Source organism: Rhodovulum kholense (genome assembly GCF_003053725.1).
GTDB classification, from domain to species: Bacteria; Pseudomonadota; Alphaproteobacteria; order Rhodobacterales; family Rhodobacteraceae; genus Rhodovulum; species Rhodovulum kholense.
On the sequence record NZ_QAYC01000016.1, the window covers coordinates 42,340 to 56,119 of the forward strand.

Consider the following 13,780-nt stretch of genomic DNA (forward strand, 5'->3'; position numbering starts at 1 on the left):
GGCGGCCTCTCGGTCAGGCGGGGATGGCATGGGGGTCCGGCGCGGCGACCTCGCCGCGTTCGATCACCAGCGTGCGGTCGGCAAAGCCGCGCAGCAGCGCGGGGTTCGATTCGGTGATCAGCAGCGTCACCGTCCGGTCGGCATCGCGCAACGCGCGCAGCGCGTCGGCGTAGCGCAGGGCCAGCGCCGGGGCGAGGCCCTGGAAGGGTTCGTCCAGCATCACCAGCCGGGTGCCCAGCATCAGCGCCCGGCCCAGCGCCACCATCTTGCCCTGACCGCCCGAGACATTGCCCGCGGGCCGGTCCTCCAACTCTTTCAACTCGGGCAGGATCGAATGGACGCGATCAAGCCTGCGCTGCGTCTCGGCCCGGTCGAGCCGGGCGTTCTGGGCGGGCAGCAGAAGGTTTTCCCCGACCGTGAAGGCCGAGAACAGCCGCCGATCCTCGGGTGCGTAGCCGATGCCGAGCCCCGGGCGGCGCGCGGGATGCATCGGCCCCAGCGGATGGCCGTCGAGCAGGATCTCGCCGGTCACGTCGGTAAAGCCCATGACCGACCGCAGAAGCGTGGTCTTGCCAGCCCCGTTGCGCCCGATCAGCGCTACGGTCTCGGCCTCGCCGATCCTGAAATTCAGCCCGCGCAGGATCGGGATCTTGCCAATGGCGGCATCGACATCGCGAAATTCCAGCATCAGACGGCCTCCCCGATGACATCGCGGATGACGTCGGGATGGTCGAGGATCTCGCGAGGGGTGCCGCGCAGCTGCACATTGCCCGCGTTCCAGACCGCGACCTCTTCGGCATGGCGCTCGACGATGCCCATGTCGTGTTCGACGAAGACCGAGGTCACTTTCCGTTCGGCCAGGGCCTCGACCAGGATCTCCATGATCCGGTGCTTTTCCGAAGAGGCGACGCCCGAGGTCGGCTCGTCCATCAGCAGAAGCCGGGGCCGCAGTGCCAGCGCGACGGCGATGTCGACCAGCTTGCGCTGGCCCTCGGGCAGCTCGACCACCGGGCGATGCGCGGCATCGGCGCATTTCACCATCTCGAGCAGGTGCATCATCTCGTCCCTCTCGGGGATGCGGTGCAGGTTCATGAACGGGTTGCGCAGCCGGTCGCGGGCGGCGACCGCGATCAGCAAGTTTTCCAGCGCGGTATGTTCGGTGAACAGCTGCGGGATCTGGAAGGCGCGGGCCACGCCCTTCTGCACGATCCGGCGCGGGGGCAGGGGTGTTACGTCCTCGCCCTCGAACAGGACCTGCCCGGCGCTGGGCTTGATCCAGCCGGTGCAGATGTTCAGGAAGGTGGTCTTGCCCGCGCCGTTCGGCCCGATGATGGCGAGGTTGCGCCCCGCCGTGATGCTCAGCGAGACGTCATTGGCCGCGATCACGCCGCCGAAGCGGATCACGAGGTTGCGGGTTTCGAGCAGCGGCGCGGTCATTTGCGGCCCTCCCCGCGATGGGCAAGCGTCTCGATCATGCCGATCACGCCGCGCGGCGCGAAGAGGATGATGACCAGAAGGAAGGCGCCCAGCAGCATCTGCCAGACATCGCCCGCATAGGCCGAGGCATAGGTGCGGACCAGTTCGTAGATCAGCGCGCCGACAAAGGCGCCGCGCACCGACCCGGCCCCGCCCAGAACGGCGATGAAGACCATCTCGCCCGAGCGGATCCACCAGGCGTATTCGGGCGTGACGACGCCCTGCGTCACCCCCATCAACGCGCCGCCAATCCCGCAAAGCGCGGCTGACACGAGATACCCCCATAACAGCGCCCGGCGCGGCGAGACGCCCAGATATTCCAGCCGGGTCTCGTTGGTCTTGAGGGTCTGGAATATCTGGCCCGCGGGTGAGGCCAGCCAGCGGATCGTGGCCCAGCCCAGGCTCAGCACCAGAACGAGCGTGAGATAGAACAGCACCAGCTCGAAGCTTGCGCGGTCGAGCGTCATGCCCAGCACGGTCGGGCGCGGGAGGCGGATGCCGTCGGCGCCCCCGGTGATGTGGTAGAACTTCTCGAGGAAAGACCAGAAGATCATCGAGAAGGCGAGGTTCAGCATGCCGAAGAAGATGCCGCGATAGCGCACCACGAAGAGCCCGACGCAAACCCCGGCCACGATCGCGCCCAGAAGCCCCGCCAGCAGCACCAGGGCCAGATCGGCGCCGGGCAGGGCGGTCATCAGGAAGGCCCCGGCATAGGCGGCGACGGCGAAGTAAAGCGCATGGCCGAATGACACCTGGCCCGCGCGCAGCAATACGCTGACCCCGGCCACGGCCAGCCCCTTGGCGAGCGCCAGATTGACCAGAAGCTGCAGCCCCGGCGCCCCAAGCGGCACCAGCGCCAAGAGCCCGAGTCCCGCCAGCGGCAGCACGGTTCCGGCCATCGACAGCCCCCTTCCGGGGCCGGTCGGGCGGGCCTGGCCCAGCTCTGTCGCATGAGTCATTGCTGGAACTCCTCAGATCTTGCGGGCGGACGGGCTGCCGAAAAGGCCCTGCGGCCGCACCGACAGCACCGCGACCATGATCGCGTAGGGCACGAGCGTCGCCGCCTCGGGCCAGACATAGACGGCGAAGGACCGCCCGAGCCCGATCATCAGCGCGGTCAGCGCCGCGCCCTCGATCTGGCCAAGCCCGGCGGTCGCGACCACGGCGAAGGACAGCACGATCATGTCGGCGCCCATCCCCGGCAGGATCGAGGTGGTGGGCGAGGCCAGCGCGCCGCCCAGCCCGGCCAGCGCCGCGCCGACGATGAAGGTGAACAGGAAGACCTTGTCGGCGTCGATCCCGATCGACTGCGCCGCCTCGCGGTCCTCGGTGGTGGCGAGGATCAGCTTGCCGATGATGGTATGGCGCAGGAAAAACCGCATTCCCAGCAACAGCGCGGCGGCAACCGCGGGCAGCAGGATCAGCTGATAGACGGTATAGGTCACGCCCAGCACGGTGACATTGCCCAGAACCTGCAGCGCTGTCGCCTCGAAATAGGGCCGCGTGCCCCAGACCAGCCGCTGGACGTCCTCGAGGATCATGAAGACCGCGAAGGTGACGAGCAGCTGCAGAACCTCGGGCTTGTCGTAGATCCGGCGCAGCAAGAGCCATTCGATCGGCCCGCCCAAAAGCAGCCCGACCAGAACGGCCGAGACCAGCATCAGCGGAAAGGCGAGGATCGGCGCCAGCCCCAAGGCCAGCGCCCAGCCCGACAGCGACACGGTGGCATAGGCGCCGATCGCGTAAAGCGAGCCATGGGCGATGTTCAGGATGCGCATCACCCCGAAGATCAGGGTCAGCCCCAGCGCCACGATGAAGACGAGCGCGGCATAGGCGATGCCGTCGAAGAGCGCGAGAAGGAAAAGCGTCGGCGTCATGTCGGGTTCCGGTTGGGCAAATGCCGGCCGGACGGGGGCGCCCGTCCGGCCGTCCGGGCTCAGTCGGCGTAGGTGGCGACGTTGACCTGATCGAGGAAGCTCGCATCGAGCCCGCCGATCCAGTCGACCGAGACCTCTCCCACCGGCGCGGTGATATCGGCGCCGTCGAAGATCATGATGTTTTCCAGCGTCGCGAAGGGGTGATCCCCGGTCTGTACGCTGGTCGCCATCAGCTGTGCCTCGATCCCCTGATGATCCTCGCGGATCTTCACGGGACGGCCGAGCCCCTGGAATTCGAGCCCGGCCATGGCGGCCAGCACCTGATCCTCGTCGGGCCAGTCGCCGCCATTGGCTTCGATCGCCTTCTCGTAGACCGCCTGCAGTGCGGCGAAGGCCTGCGCGGTGTGGAACACCGGATAGACCGAAATCTCGCCGGTCTTTTCCTCATAGCGCGCCATGAAGTCCTTGAAGGCATCATCGTCGCGGCGTTCGGGATGCCGGAAATAGTGATCGCCGCGCGCCCCTACGATATGGCCCGAGGGCAGGCTTGACCCCAGCCGTTCCAGCGAGGATTCGGCCAGCGGCAACACGAAGGTCGAGCTGTTCATCAGCCCGCGCTGGGCGGCCTGCTGCACGAAGGTGTCGAGATCGCCGCCCCAGTTGGTCGACAGGATCACATCGGGCCGAAGCGCCTGCAGCCGCGAAATCTCGGTCGAGAAGTCGGGCGAGCCGAATTTCGGGAAGAACTCGCCCACCACCTTGACGTCGGGCTTCATCGCCATCAGCGCGGTGTGGAAGATGTCCCAGCTGTCGCGGCCCCAAGCATAGTCCTGATTGACGACGGCGATGGTCTTGAAATCGGGATGGGTCTTCAGCAGGTAGATCGCCGCGGCCAGCATTTCCGGCGTGGCGTTGGCCTGGGTGCGGAAAACGTATTTGTAGCTGTGTTCCTCGAAGATCTTCTGGGTGCCGCAATCCCACATGAAGTTGATGACCTTCAGGTCCTCGGCCAGCGGCGCCAGGGTCTGGCAGTTGCCCGAGGAAATCGCGGCAAACATCACGTCGGCGCCGCCCGATTCCGCGAGGCGGCGATATTCCGAGGTCAGCGTCTCGGCGCCCGCGCCCTCGTCGATGAAGCTGACCTCGACCGGCACGCCGCCGATCCCGCCCTGGGCGTTGATCGTCTCGACAAGGATCTCGGCCGCGTTCTTCGCGGGCACGCCGAAGACCGAGGCGGGCCCGGTCAGGAATGTTGTCATGCCGACCTTCAGCGACGCCGGTTTGTCGGCGGCCGCGGCGGTCAGCGGCATCGCGGCGCAAAGCGCCGTCAGCAGCCAGGTCTTCATCCGGTTTTCCTCCCTGTTTTCCGGTGCTTTAGCGGATCGCGATGGGGTTGATGATCATCTGTACCGCGCCCTTGATCCGGGCCTGTCCCATCACGAACAGAAACTCGTGCACCCCGTCCCGGGCCAGCGCCCGGGTGTCCATGTTTTCAAGGATGTAGATGCCGTGCCGGGGCTGCAGGATCTGGTGGGCGCGGAACGCCATGCCGTCTTCCTCGGCGGGCACCACCTCCATGCCCCAGGTATCGGCGCCGACCGCCATCACCCCGAGCCCGGCCAGGTATTCGGCGCCGCTGACGCCCAGCCCGGGCTCGGCCGCGCCGAAGCGGTCCGGGTCGGGCGAGGCACCGTCCAGCAGGTTCATCCAGTTCGAATTGAAAAGCACGACATCGCCCTCGCGGATCTCGACGCCCTGCGCCACGGCCGCCGCCTTCACGTCGTCGGCGGTATAGGCGGTGCCTTCCGCGACCATGTCGGTGCCGAAATGCGCGGCCATGTCCAGCATCACGCCGCGCCCGACCAGCCCCGGCAGCTTTTCCAGCCCCAGTTCGGTCAGGCCCGAGGCCTTGGCGAAATCGGGCACGGTGCGGCCGCCGTAATAGGTGTGGTCGATCCCGGCATGACCAAGCCCGTCGATCTGCGGGCCGATCCCGAGCCAGCCCATGAAGATGTCGTCGTTATAGGTGAATCGGTTCTCGCCCAGCCCATGGGTTTCCGTCTGGTTGGGTTGCAGCACCGTCACCGACAGGCTGCGCGGCGGAAAGGCGGGGGTGTCGGACCCGACGATCATCCCGAGGCTGTAGACCTTTCCCTCGGTCACCAGCCCCGCAGCCTCGCGCACCCGTTCGGGCGTCATCAGGTTGGCCGCGCCCAGTTCGTCCTCGGGGCCCCAGGGCGGGACGGCCCAGTCGGGCGTGGTGTCGTCGGCAAGGGCGGCGCTTCCCGCCGCCAGCGCAGCGCAGAAGGACGCGGCACGAAGTGTCGCCTGGCAGTTCATCTCTTCCTCCCCAAGAGTGAAACTGCGCCGAGCCTAGGAGAGGGTCATCGCGCTGACCAATAGCTTGCCGCGCTTTCCGTTATAGCTTTTGCCTATGGCCCAGTTAATATCGCTTTGCGTGTCGGGCCGGGGAGATAGGCTCGGCATGGGAGACGGCCGGATCAACCGGCGGACCAGGGAGGAGCTTTCCATGAAGATCACGGCTGCCGTGCTGGAGCGCGGCGGGATAGAGAAGGATTTCGAGGCGGCAGAGGCGCTTGCGGTGCGCCAGCTCGATCTGGACGCGCCCGGTCCTGGCGAGGTGCTGATCCGGGTCGCGGCGGCCGGGGTCTGCCATTCGGACCTGTCGGTGATCAACGGCACCCGGCCGCGCCCGGTGCCGATGGTGCTGGGCCACGAGGCGTCGGGCCATGTCGAGGCGGTGGGCGACGGTGTCACCGATCTGGCGCCCGGCGATCATGTCGTCTGCATCTTCGCGCCCGGCTGCGGCAGCTGTACCCCCTGCGCCGAGGGGCGCCCGGCGCTTTGCACCCGCGCGGCCAGGCATCACGGGGTGGGCGAGCTGATGACCGGGCATCGGCGGCTGTCGATGGACGGGCGGCCGGTACATCACCATGTGGGCGTTTCGGCCTTCGCCACCCATGCGGTGCTGGCGCGGCCCTCGCTGGTGAAGGTCGAGGCCGATATCCCGCCGCACATCTCGGCGCTGTTTTCCTGCGCGATGCTGACCGGTGCGGGGGCGGTCTTCAACACCGCCCGCGTCATGCCCGGCAGCAAGGTCGCGGTGGTGGGCCTGGGCGGGGTCGGGCTGTCTGCGATCCTTGGCGCGGCGGCGGCGGGCGCAGGCGAGATCGTCGCTATCGACCCGTTCCCGGCCAAGCGCGAGGCGGCGCTGGCGATGGGCGCGACCCATGCGGTTGCGGCCGATGACGATACGGTTGCGGCCGTGCGCGATCTGACGGGGGGCGGTGTCGACGTGGCGCTGGAACTGGCCGGATCGGTCCGGGCGCTGGAAACTGCCTATGACGTCACGTGCCGGGGCGGCACCACCGTCACTGCGGGCCTGCCCCATCCCGATGCGCGGATGTCGCTGAACGCGCTGAAGCTGGTGGCCGAGGAACGGTCGCTGAAGGGCAGCTATATCGGGTCCTGCGTACCGCAGCGCGACCTGCCGAGGATGTTCGCGCTGCATGCCTTGGGGCGGCTGCCGGTCGAGAAGATGCTGACCCACCGGCTGAAGCTCGACCAGATCAACCTGGCGATGGACCAGCTCGACCGGGGCAAAGCGATCCGGCAGGTGATCGAGTTCGACTGACCGGCGCCGCCGCCGCGCAAGGAGCGAGAGCCTTGGACATCCGGCAACTGCGCTATTTCCTGGCGATCTCCGAGGCGCGGTCGATCTCGGCGGCGTCGCAGGCCGTCGGCGTGGCCCAGCCCTCGCTGTCGCAGCATATCCGGCGGATGGAGGACGAGCTGGGCGTGCAGCTGGTCGAACGCTCGCCCCGCGGCACGATCCTGACCGAAGAGGGGCGGGTGCTGGCCGAGCATGCGCGGCACATCTGCGACAGCGTCGACCGCTGCGTCGCCGACATGCACGAGCTGAACGGCGTCCTGCGCGGCCGGGTCAGTTTCGGGATGCCGCCCTCGGTCTCGATGGTGATGTCGGTGCCGCTGGCCGAAACCGTGCGCCACGACATGCCCGAGGTGCGGCTGAGGACGGTCGAGGCCATGAGCGGCTATATCAAGACCTGGGTGCAGGACGGCACGGTGGATATCGGCTTTCTCTATGACCTCGAGGGGGTCGAGCATTTCCGCCGCACCCATGTGCTGCAGGAGGATCTGTACTTCCACTCCTCGCCCGATGCCTGGCCGCTCGACACGCCGGCGGGCACGCCGGTGCCGCTGAGGGCGCTGGAGCGGCTCGACATGGTGCTGACCTCGAACGGGCTGCGCCATCTGATCGAGAAGTACTGCGCGGCCAACCGGGTGACGCTGAACGTGGTGGTCGAGATGGATGCGATGACCCAGATCAAGGAGCTGGTGGCGCGGGGGTCGGGCTATACCATCCTCGCGCCCGCTGCGGCGCAGGATTTCGTGGCCCGGGGCGAATTGCTGCGTGCGCCCATCGTCGAGCCGCGCATGACGCGGCCGGTCTATCTGGTGACCAACCCGGCCCGGGCGATGACCCGGGCCTGTCGCGCGGTGGAGCAACTGACGCTGGATGTCTCGCGCGAGCTGGTGCGGCGCGGCATCTGGGAGGGGCGGACGATCTGAGGTCCGGTCAGGCGTCCGGCTTGGGGGCCGTGCTCAGGTCGCGCGGTTCCAGAGCGGCGCGGAGCGCCTTGCGGCGGATCTTGCCGAAGCCGTCGCGGGGCAGGGTCAGGCGCAGCTCGAAGCGCTTCGGTACCTCTGCGGGCGCCAGATGCGCGGCGCAGAAATCGTGCAGCTCGGCCGGATCGGGGGTCGTGCCGGCGGCGGGCACGATGCAGGCCACCACGCGCTGGCCCCAATCGCGGTCCGAGACGCCCACCACCACCGCGTCGGCCACTTGCGGATGGCGCAGCAATTCGGCCTCGACCACCTCGGGATGGACCTTGACCCCGCCGGTATTGATCACGTCATCCGACCGGCCCGCGAGATAAAGATAGCCCTCGTCGTCAAGCCAGCCCATGTCGCCGATGCTCTGGAAGCCGTCCTCGTCGCGGCGGGGCTGGGGCGCGTCGGGGCCCAGATAGCGGCTGCGGCCGGAAAGGTCCTCTGGCCGCATGAAGATCTCGCCGCGTTCGCGCGGACCCAGCCGCGCGCCGTCCAGCCCGTAGATCCGGATCTCGGTCTCGAAACCGCGCCCGACCGACCCCTTGCGGTTCAGCCATTCGGCGCCGGTGATGACGGTCTGGCCGGTATTCTCGCCCGAGCCATACATCTCGAAGACGCGGTCAGGTCCCAGCCGCTCGATCCAGGCGGCCTTGAGCCAGGCCGGGCAGGGGGCGCCGGTGTGATAGAAGGCATGCAGGCTGTCGAGCGCCGCGCCGGTCGCGTCGAGCCGGTCGAGCATCCGCACCATCATCGTCGGCACCACCATCGCGAAGCCGATTTGAAAGCGGTCGATCGCCAGAAGCGCCCGGTCGGCGTCGAACTTTTCCATCAGGATCAGTCGGTTGCCCTCGAAAAGCCCGTTCTGCGCCCAGGTCTGCGGCGCGTTATGCGAAAGCGCCCCCGCGACCAGCTGCACCTGATCGGCGCGGAAGCCCAGCGCGGGAGCGATCTTGCCCCAGCTGGCGCCGGGCACCCGGGTATAGGGCCGGTCGTCGGCCATCATCTTGGGCAGCCCGGTCGAGCCGCCCGAAAGCACGATCTTGCCCGGGCGCGAGACCGCATCGGCGAGTCGCGCGGCAGGGGCGAAGGCGGCCAGCCGTTCCAGCGTGGCGCGGTCCAGATCGCCGGTGCCCGGGGTCTCGGCGATCCAGATCCGGGCGCCGATCCGGGCCTTCAGCGCGGCGGCAAGCTCGGGGGCCAGATGCGGGTCGGCGACCAGTGTCGTCGCCCCCAGCCGCCAGACCGCCAGCGATGTGGCCAGATGGGTGGGCGTATTGCCCAGCCCGATGCCGACCACATCGCCTTGAACGACCCCGCGTGCCGCCAGCACATGGGCGATGCGGTCGACGGCCGCGTCAAGCGCGTCCCAGCCAATCGCCTCTTCCTGCCCGTCGGCGGCCAGAAACCGGACAGCCTCGGCCGCGCCGCGCAGGCGCGCGAGCTGGCGCAGGCGTGCGCCGAAGGTGATGGGCTGGGGGTTTGTCACGCGTCGATCTCTTCGAACAGGATGTCCTGGGCGCCCTCATACAACACCTTGGGCCCGAGGTCCGCCAGTTTGTCGGTATTCGAGGTCAGGGTGATGAAATGGTTGCCCGCAAGCTGGCCGAGCTTCGAGGCGAAATGCACGCCGCCATAGGCCAGCAGGATCTCGGTCTCGCTGATCCCGCCGGGATAGAGGATGATCTGGCCCGGCGCCGGGTAGCTGGTGTGGTTCTCGTAGCCGAGGCCGAAATCGGTCTCGCCCAGCGGGATCCAGACACCCTCGCCCGACCAGCGGACATGCACGACCTGGCCCTTGAAGGGCAATTTCGCGCGGAAGGCCGCGACGGTTTTCGGCGCGGCATCCTCGAAACGGGCGTCGAATTCGATCCCGGCGATGGTGACCTTGAGTTTCTTCATGGGACAGTCCTTCAGTCGATGAGGCCGGCAAGGCGCGGCAGGAAAAGCGGAAGATCGGGGACCAGCGTCACCGCGACCAGCACGGCGAACAGCCCGGCCAGCGGCAGCGCGAGTTTCTTCGCCACCGACAGCACCGGCCGCCCGGCCACGCTGGAGGCCACGAAGAGCGAGACGCCATAGGGCGGCGTCACCGTGCCAATGGCGCAGTTGAGGATGATCAGCAGCGAGAAGTGGATCGGGTCCACCCCCATCTGGGCGGCGATGGGCGACAGCACCGGCACGATGATCAGGATCGCGGCGATGGTCTCGAGGAACATGCCGACGAAGAGGAACAGCAGGTTCGCGATCAGGAGGAACATCAGCGTCGAGGAGGACACGCTGGCGATCCAGTTGCCGAGAAGCTGGGGCACGTTCGCGTTGGCGATCAGCCAGGAAAAGACGCTGGCGGTGCCGATGATCAGCATCACGGCGGCCGACAGCGACACGGTCCTCAGGATCAGGTCGGGCAGGCGTTTGAGGTCGAGATCGCGGTAGAGGAAGGCGCCGATCAAGAGCCCGTAGAAGCCCGAGACGGCCGCCGCCTCGGTCGGGGTGAAGACCCCGCCGAGAATGCCGCCGAGGATCAGCACCGGCATGCCTGCTGCAGGCAGCGCGGCCCAGCCGGTGCGGAGCAGCCGGGCGAATGTGAAGGGTTCTGTCTCGCGATAGGCGGGGCCGCCCGTCCGGGCATGGAAATAGGCGATGACCATCAGGATCGCGATGCACATCAGCCCCGGCACCACACCCGACAGGAACAGCGCCCCGATCGAGACATTCGACACCACGGCGAGGATCACCATGGTCAGGCTGGGCGGGATGACCTGGGCGATGGACCCGGCCGAGGCGATGATCGCGGCGCCGAAATCGACGTCATAGCCGCGGCGGCGCAGCTGCGGCTGCATGATCGCCGAAATCGCCGCCGTGTCGGCCGAGCCCGAGCCCGAGATCGCGGCCAGCCCGGCGGCAGCCAGGCACGAAACCTGCAGCAGGCTGCCGACCACCCAGCCGATGACGGCCGAGGCGAATTCGACGATCCGGCGCGAGATGCCGCCCGCATCCATGATCACGCCCGCGAAGACGAAGAACGGGATCGACATCAGCGTGAAGGTGTTCAGCCCGGCAAAGACCCTCTGGCTGACGATGGCGACAGGGACGTCGGTCGTGGTGACCAGAGCGATCACCGCCGAGGCGCCCAGCACGAAGACCACCGGCACACCGGCCAGCAGCAGGAAGACGAAGGCAACGGCAATCACCAGCATCAGATCGCCTCCTCTTCATGGTCGAGACTGGGCGGCGGGAACGGATCGTTCCAGCGCAGGATCACCGACAGAAGCAGTTCCAGCGCGATATAGGCCGCGCCCACCGGCAGGCAGAGATACATCCAGGCCATCGGCATCTGCAGCGACGGCGAGGTCTGGAATGCGCCCATCCGCAGGAGCGGTTGGCTGCCCCAGGCGAGAACCGCAAGGAAGGCGGCAGAGACCAGAGCGATGAAGATCAGAGCGGCCCGCGCCCAGGGCAGCGAGAACTGCGCGGGCACCATGTCGATGGCCACATGCTGGCCGCGCGCCATGGCGACGCCCGCCCCCAGCAGCACCAGCCAGATCTGGCAGAAGGTCGCGATCTCGGAGGCCTGGGCGATCGAATAGTTGAACACGTAGCGCCCGGCGACCTGCACCAGCACGGCGGCCATCATTACGGAAAACAGCACGATCACCACGCCCGAAACCAGCCGGCGCAAGAGAAGCAGGACTTTTTCGATCAGCGTCAGCATGGCGGGCCTCCGTTGGCGGTCATGGAAATACGAAAGTCCCGGCCGCGGCGTGTCCGCAGCCGGGAGGCCAGGACGTGCCGGGTTATTCGACCGCCTGCAGAAGCTCGAACAGCTCTTTCTGCGCGTCCGTCGTGACATACTGGGCCTGGATCGGTGCGGCGGCGGCGCGGAAGGTGGCGTCGTCGGGATGGGTGATGGTCACGCCCGCCGCCTCGAGATCCTTGATGCGTGCGATGTCGCTTTCGCGATAGGTCTGGCGCTGGAACTGGCCCGCCTCCTTGCCAGCCTCGTCCAGCGCGGTCTGCACGTCGGTGGGCAGCGCCTGATAGGCGGCCTCTCCCATGATCACCGGCGCCACAAGTTCGAGCCAGCCGATCATCGCCCAGTCCGGCGACACCTCGTAGAATTTCTTGGCGTAGTAATTGGTGTTGGCGGCCTCGGCCCCGTCGACCACGCCGGTCTCGAGTGCGCCGTAAAGCTCGGTATAGGCCAGCGGCGTCGGGTTGGCGCCGAAGGCCTTGAAGGTGTCCACATGGGCCGGGTTCTGCATGGTGCGGATCTTCAGGCCCGCCAGGTCGTCCATGGTCTCGATCGGCGTCTTGGTCATGATGTGACGGGTCCCGGCCGAGAAGAAGGTGATCAGGTGAAAGCCCTTCTCGCCCAGGATCTCCTGCGCCTTGGCGATCACCGCCGGGTCGCTCAGGGCGCGGTCCATCTGCTCGGCATCCTTGAACAGGAAGGGCAGGCTGAACACGGTCAGGTCGGGCACGAAGTTCGCCAGCGTCTCGTTTGAGGTCACGGCGATGCCGACGGTGCCCATCTGGGTGCCCTGGATGCTTTCCATCTCGTCGCCGAGCTGGGCATTGTCGAAGACCTGGATGGTGGCTTTGCCGCCGGTCTTGTCTTCGAGGATCTCGGCCATCTTGCGCATGCCGACGCCATAGGGCTCTTCGGCATTGGCGTTATGGCTGGCCTTCAGGGTGATGTCCTGCGCGAAGGCGGGCAGCGCGACCGAGGCGCAAAGCGCGAGGCAAAGGGCAAGGTTCGTCAGTTTCATCAGGCGTTTCCTTTGGTTGTCTCTCTGTTGGGGCGAAGGTCCGCGACCGGACCGGGGTCGTTCAGGCTGTCGCCAGCAGCCCGAGATCGTCGAGAATGCGGCGCAACTCGTGCTGCCGGGCCTGGGGCAGCGGCAGCCGGGGCGGGCGCGGGTCGCCCATCGGGCGGCCGATCATCCGCATCGCGGCCTTGGTGGCCGACACGTACAGATCGCCCGCCAGCGCGTTGATCAGCGGCAGGCATTTCACGTAGATCTCGCGACCCTTCGCGGCATCGCCGTCCCGCGTCTCGGTGAACATCTGGGCCGACAGGCGCGGCGAGATGTTGGCCATGACCGAACTGTAGCCCTCGGCCCCGCAGCGGTAACTTTCCCACGGGTAATAGCCCGCGAACACCGTCAGCCGGTCGCCGCATTGCTCGATCAGTTCGGTCACCCGGTGCACGTTCTTCGAGGTGTCCTTGATCGCCACGATGTTGTCGATCTCGGACAGCCGCGCGACCAGAGGCGCGGTCAGGTCGACATTGGCGGTGAAGGGGTTGTTGTACAGCATCACCGGGATCGAGATCGCCTCGGCCACGCGGCGGAAATGGGTGAACAGCTCGTCCTCGGTCGGCGACGAATAGTAGGGCGGGACCAGCATCACCCCATCCGCGCCCAAGGCTTCGGCGTCCTGCGACAGGCGGGTCGCCTCGTCGGTCCATTCGGCGGCGGTGCCGATCAGAACCGGCACCCGGCCCGCGGCCTGGCCGATCACGGCTTCGGCGACCTGGCCCCGTTCCTCGCGGGTCAGCGACAGGAATTCGCCGGTCGAGCCCAGCGGCACCAGCCCGTGCGACCCTTCGGCGATCTGCCAGTCGGTATAGGCGCGCATGGCGGCAAGATCGACCGCGCCGGCCTCGTCGAAGGCGGTGACGCAGACTGTGTAGCTTCCTCTGAAACTCATTCCGATTCCTGTTCGCATTATCGATCTCAAAGCGTTGTTTTCAGATTTTATCTGATCAT

Annotated in this window: 14 protein-coding genes; 2 read left to right on the forward strand and 12 right to left on the reverse strand. The window is 67.4% G+C overall.

Going from position 1 to position 13,780, the window contains the following annotated elements; all coding sequences use genetic code 11:
- Positions 1-13: 13 nt before the first annotated feature.
- Genes C8N38_RS17185 through C8N38_RS17210 form a run of 6 tightly spaced genes read right to left on the reverse strand, consistent with a single transcriptional unit; the run spans position 14 to position 5,693 of the window.
- Positions 14-688 (reverse strand): ABC transporter ATP-binding protein, encoded by a 675-nt coding sequence (locus C8N38_RS17185; protein WP_108028372.1) that lies wholly within the window; start codon positions 686-688, stop codon positions 14-16.
- Positions 688-1,437 (reverse strand): ABC transporter ATP-binding protein, encoded by a 750-nt coding sequence (locus tag C8N38_RS17190; RefSeq protein ID WP_108028373.1) that lies wholly within the window; start codon positions 1,435-1,437, stop codon positions 688-690. The genes C8N38_RS17185 and C8N38_RS17190 overlap by 1 nt, the downstream gene beginning before the upstream one ends.
- Positions 1,434-2,435 (reverse strand): branched-chain amino acid ABC transporter permease, encoded by a 1,002-nt coding sequence (locus C8N38_RS17195; RefSeq protein WP_245895783.1) that lies wholly within the window; start codon positions 2,433-2,435, stop codon positions 1,434-1,436. Before C8N38_RS17195 ends, C8N38_RS17190 begins: the two co-directional genes overlap by 4 nt.
- Before the next feature lie 12 nt (positions 2,436-2,447).
- Entirely contained in the window at positions 2,448-3,353 is a 906-nt protein-coding gene (locus tag C8N38_RS17200; RefSeq protein WP_108028374.1) for a branched-chain amino acid ABC transporter permease, read from the reverse strand.
- Positions 3,354-3,412: 59 nt separating this feature from the next.
- The gene (locus C8N38_RS17205; RefSeq protein ID WP_108028375.1) at positions 3,413-4,699 is read right to left on the reverse strand and encodes an ABC transporter substrate-binding protein; all 1,287 of its coding nucleotides are present in this window, start codon (positions 4,697-4,699) and stop codon (positions 3,413-3,415) included.
- Between the two features lie 28 nt (positions 4,700-4,727).
- Positions 4,728-5,693, reverse strand: coding sequence for a cyclase family protein (locus tag C8N38_RS17210; protein ID WP_108028376.1), 966 nt, complete (start codon positions 5,691-5,693; stop codon positions 4,728-4,730).
- 190 nt (positions 5,694-5,883) lie between these two features.
- Between C8N38_RS17210 and C8N38_RS17215 the strand changes: the two genes are divergently transcribed.
- Both C8N38_RS17215 and C8N38_RS17220 read left to right on the forward strand, forming a co-directional pair.
- The gene (locus tag C8N38_RS17215; RefSeq protein WP_108028377.1) at positions 5,884-7,008 is read left to right on the forward strand and encodes a zinc-binding dehydrogenase; all 1,125 of its coding nucleotides are present in this window, start codon (positions 5,884-5,886) and stop codon (positions 7,006-7,008) included.
- A 32-nt stretch (positions 7,009-7,040) separates the two neighbouring features.
- Positions 7,041-7,967 (forward strand): LysR family transcriptional regulator, encoded by a 927-nt coding sequence (locus C8N38_RS17220; RefSeq protein WP_108028378.1) that lies wholly within the window; start codon positions 7,041-7,043, stop codon positions 7,965-7,967.
- Positions 7,968-7,974: 7 nt separating this feature from the next.
- On the opposite strand, the gene C8N38_RS17225 is transcribed toward C8N38_RS17220, so the two are convergent.
- From C8N38_RS17225 to dapA, 6 genes are all read right to left on the reverse strand, one after another.
- Positions 7,975-9,495, reverse strand: a complete 1,521-nt coding sequence (locus C8N38_RS17225; protein ID WP_108028379.1) for an AMP-binding protein — start codon at positions 9,493-9,495, stop codon at positions 7,975-7,977.
- Positions 9,492-9,908 (reverse strand): DUF3830 family protein, encoded by a 417-nt coding sequence (locus tag C8N38_RS17230; protein ID WP_108028380.1) that lies wholly within the window; start codon positions 9,906-9,908, stop codon positions 9,492-9,494. The genes C8N38_RS17225 and C8N38_RS17230 overlap by 4 nt, the downstream gene beginning before the upstream one ends.
- 11 nt (positions 9,909-9,919) lie before the next feature.
- Positions 9,920-11,206, reverse strand: a complete 1,287-nt coding sequence (locus C8N38_RS17235; RefSeq protein WP_108028381.1) for a TRAP transporter large permease — start codon at positions 11,204-11,206, stop codon at positions 9,920-9,922.
- Positions 11,206-11,721: a TRAP transporter small permease gene (locus tag C8N38_RS17240; RefSeq protein WP_108028382.1), complete on the reverse strand. Its 516-nt coding sequence runs from the start codon at positions 11,719-11,721 to the stop codon at positions 11,206-11,208. The genes C8N38_RS17235 and C8N38_RS17240 overlap by 1 nt, the downstream gene beginning before the upstream one ends.
- A gap of 82 nt (positions 11,722-11,803) precedes the next feature.
- A complete protein-coding gene (locus C8N38_RS17245; protein WP_108028383.1) occupies positions 11,804-12,778 on the reverse strand; it encodes a TRAP transporter substrate-binding protein in 975 nt (324 codons plus the stop codon).
- Between the two features lie 61 nt (positions 12,779-12,839).
- Positions 12,840-13,721, reverse strand: a complete 882-nt coding sequence (gene dapA / locus C8N38_RS17250; protein WP_108028384.1) for a 4-hydroxy-tetrahydrodipicolinate synthase — start codon at positions 13,719-13,721, stop codon at positions 12,840-12,842.
- Between the last annotated feature and the right edge of the window lie 59 nt (positions 13,722-13,780).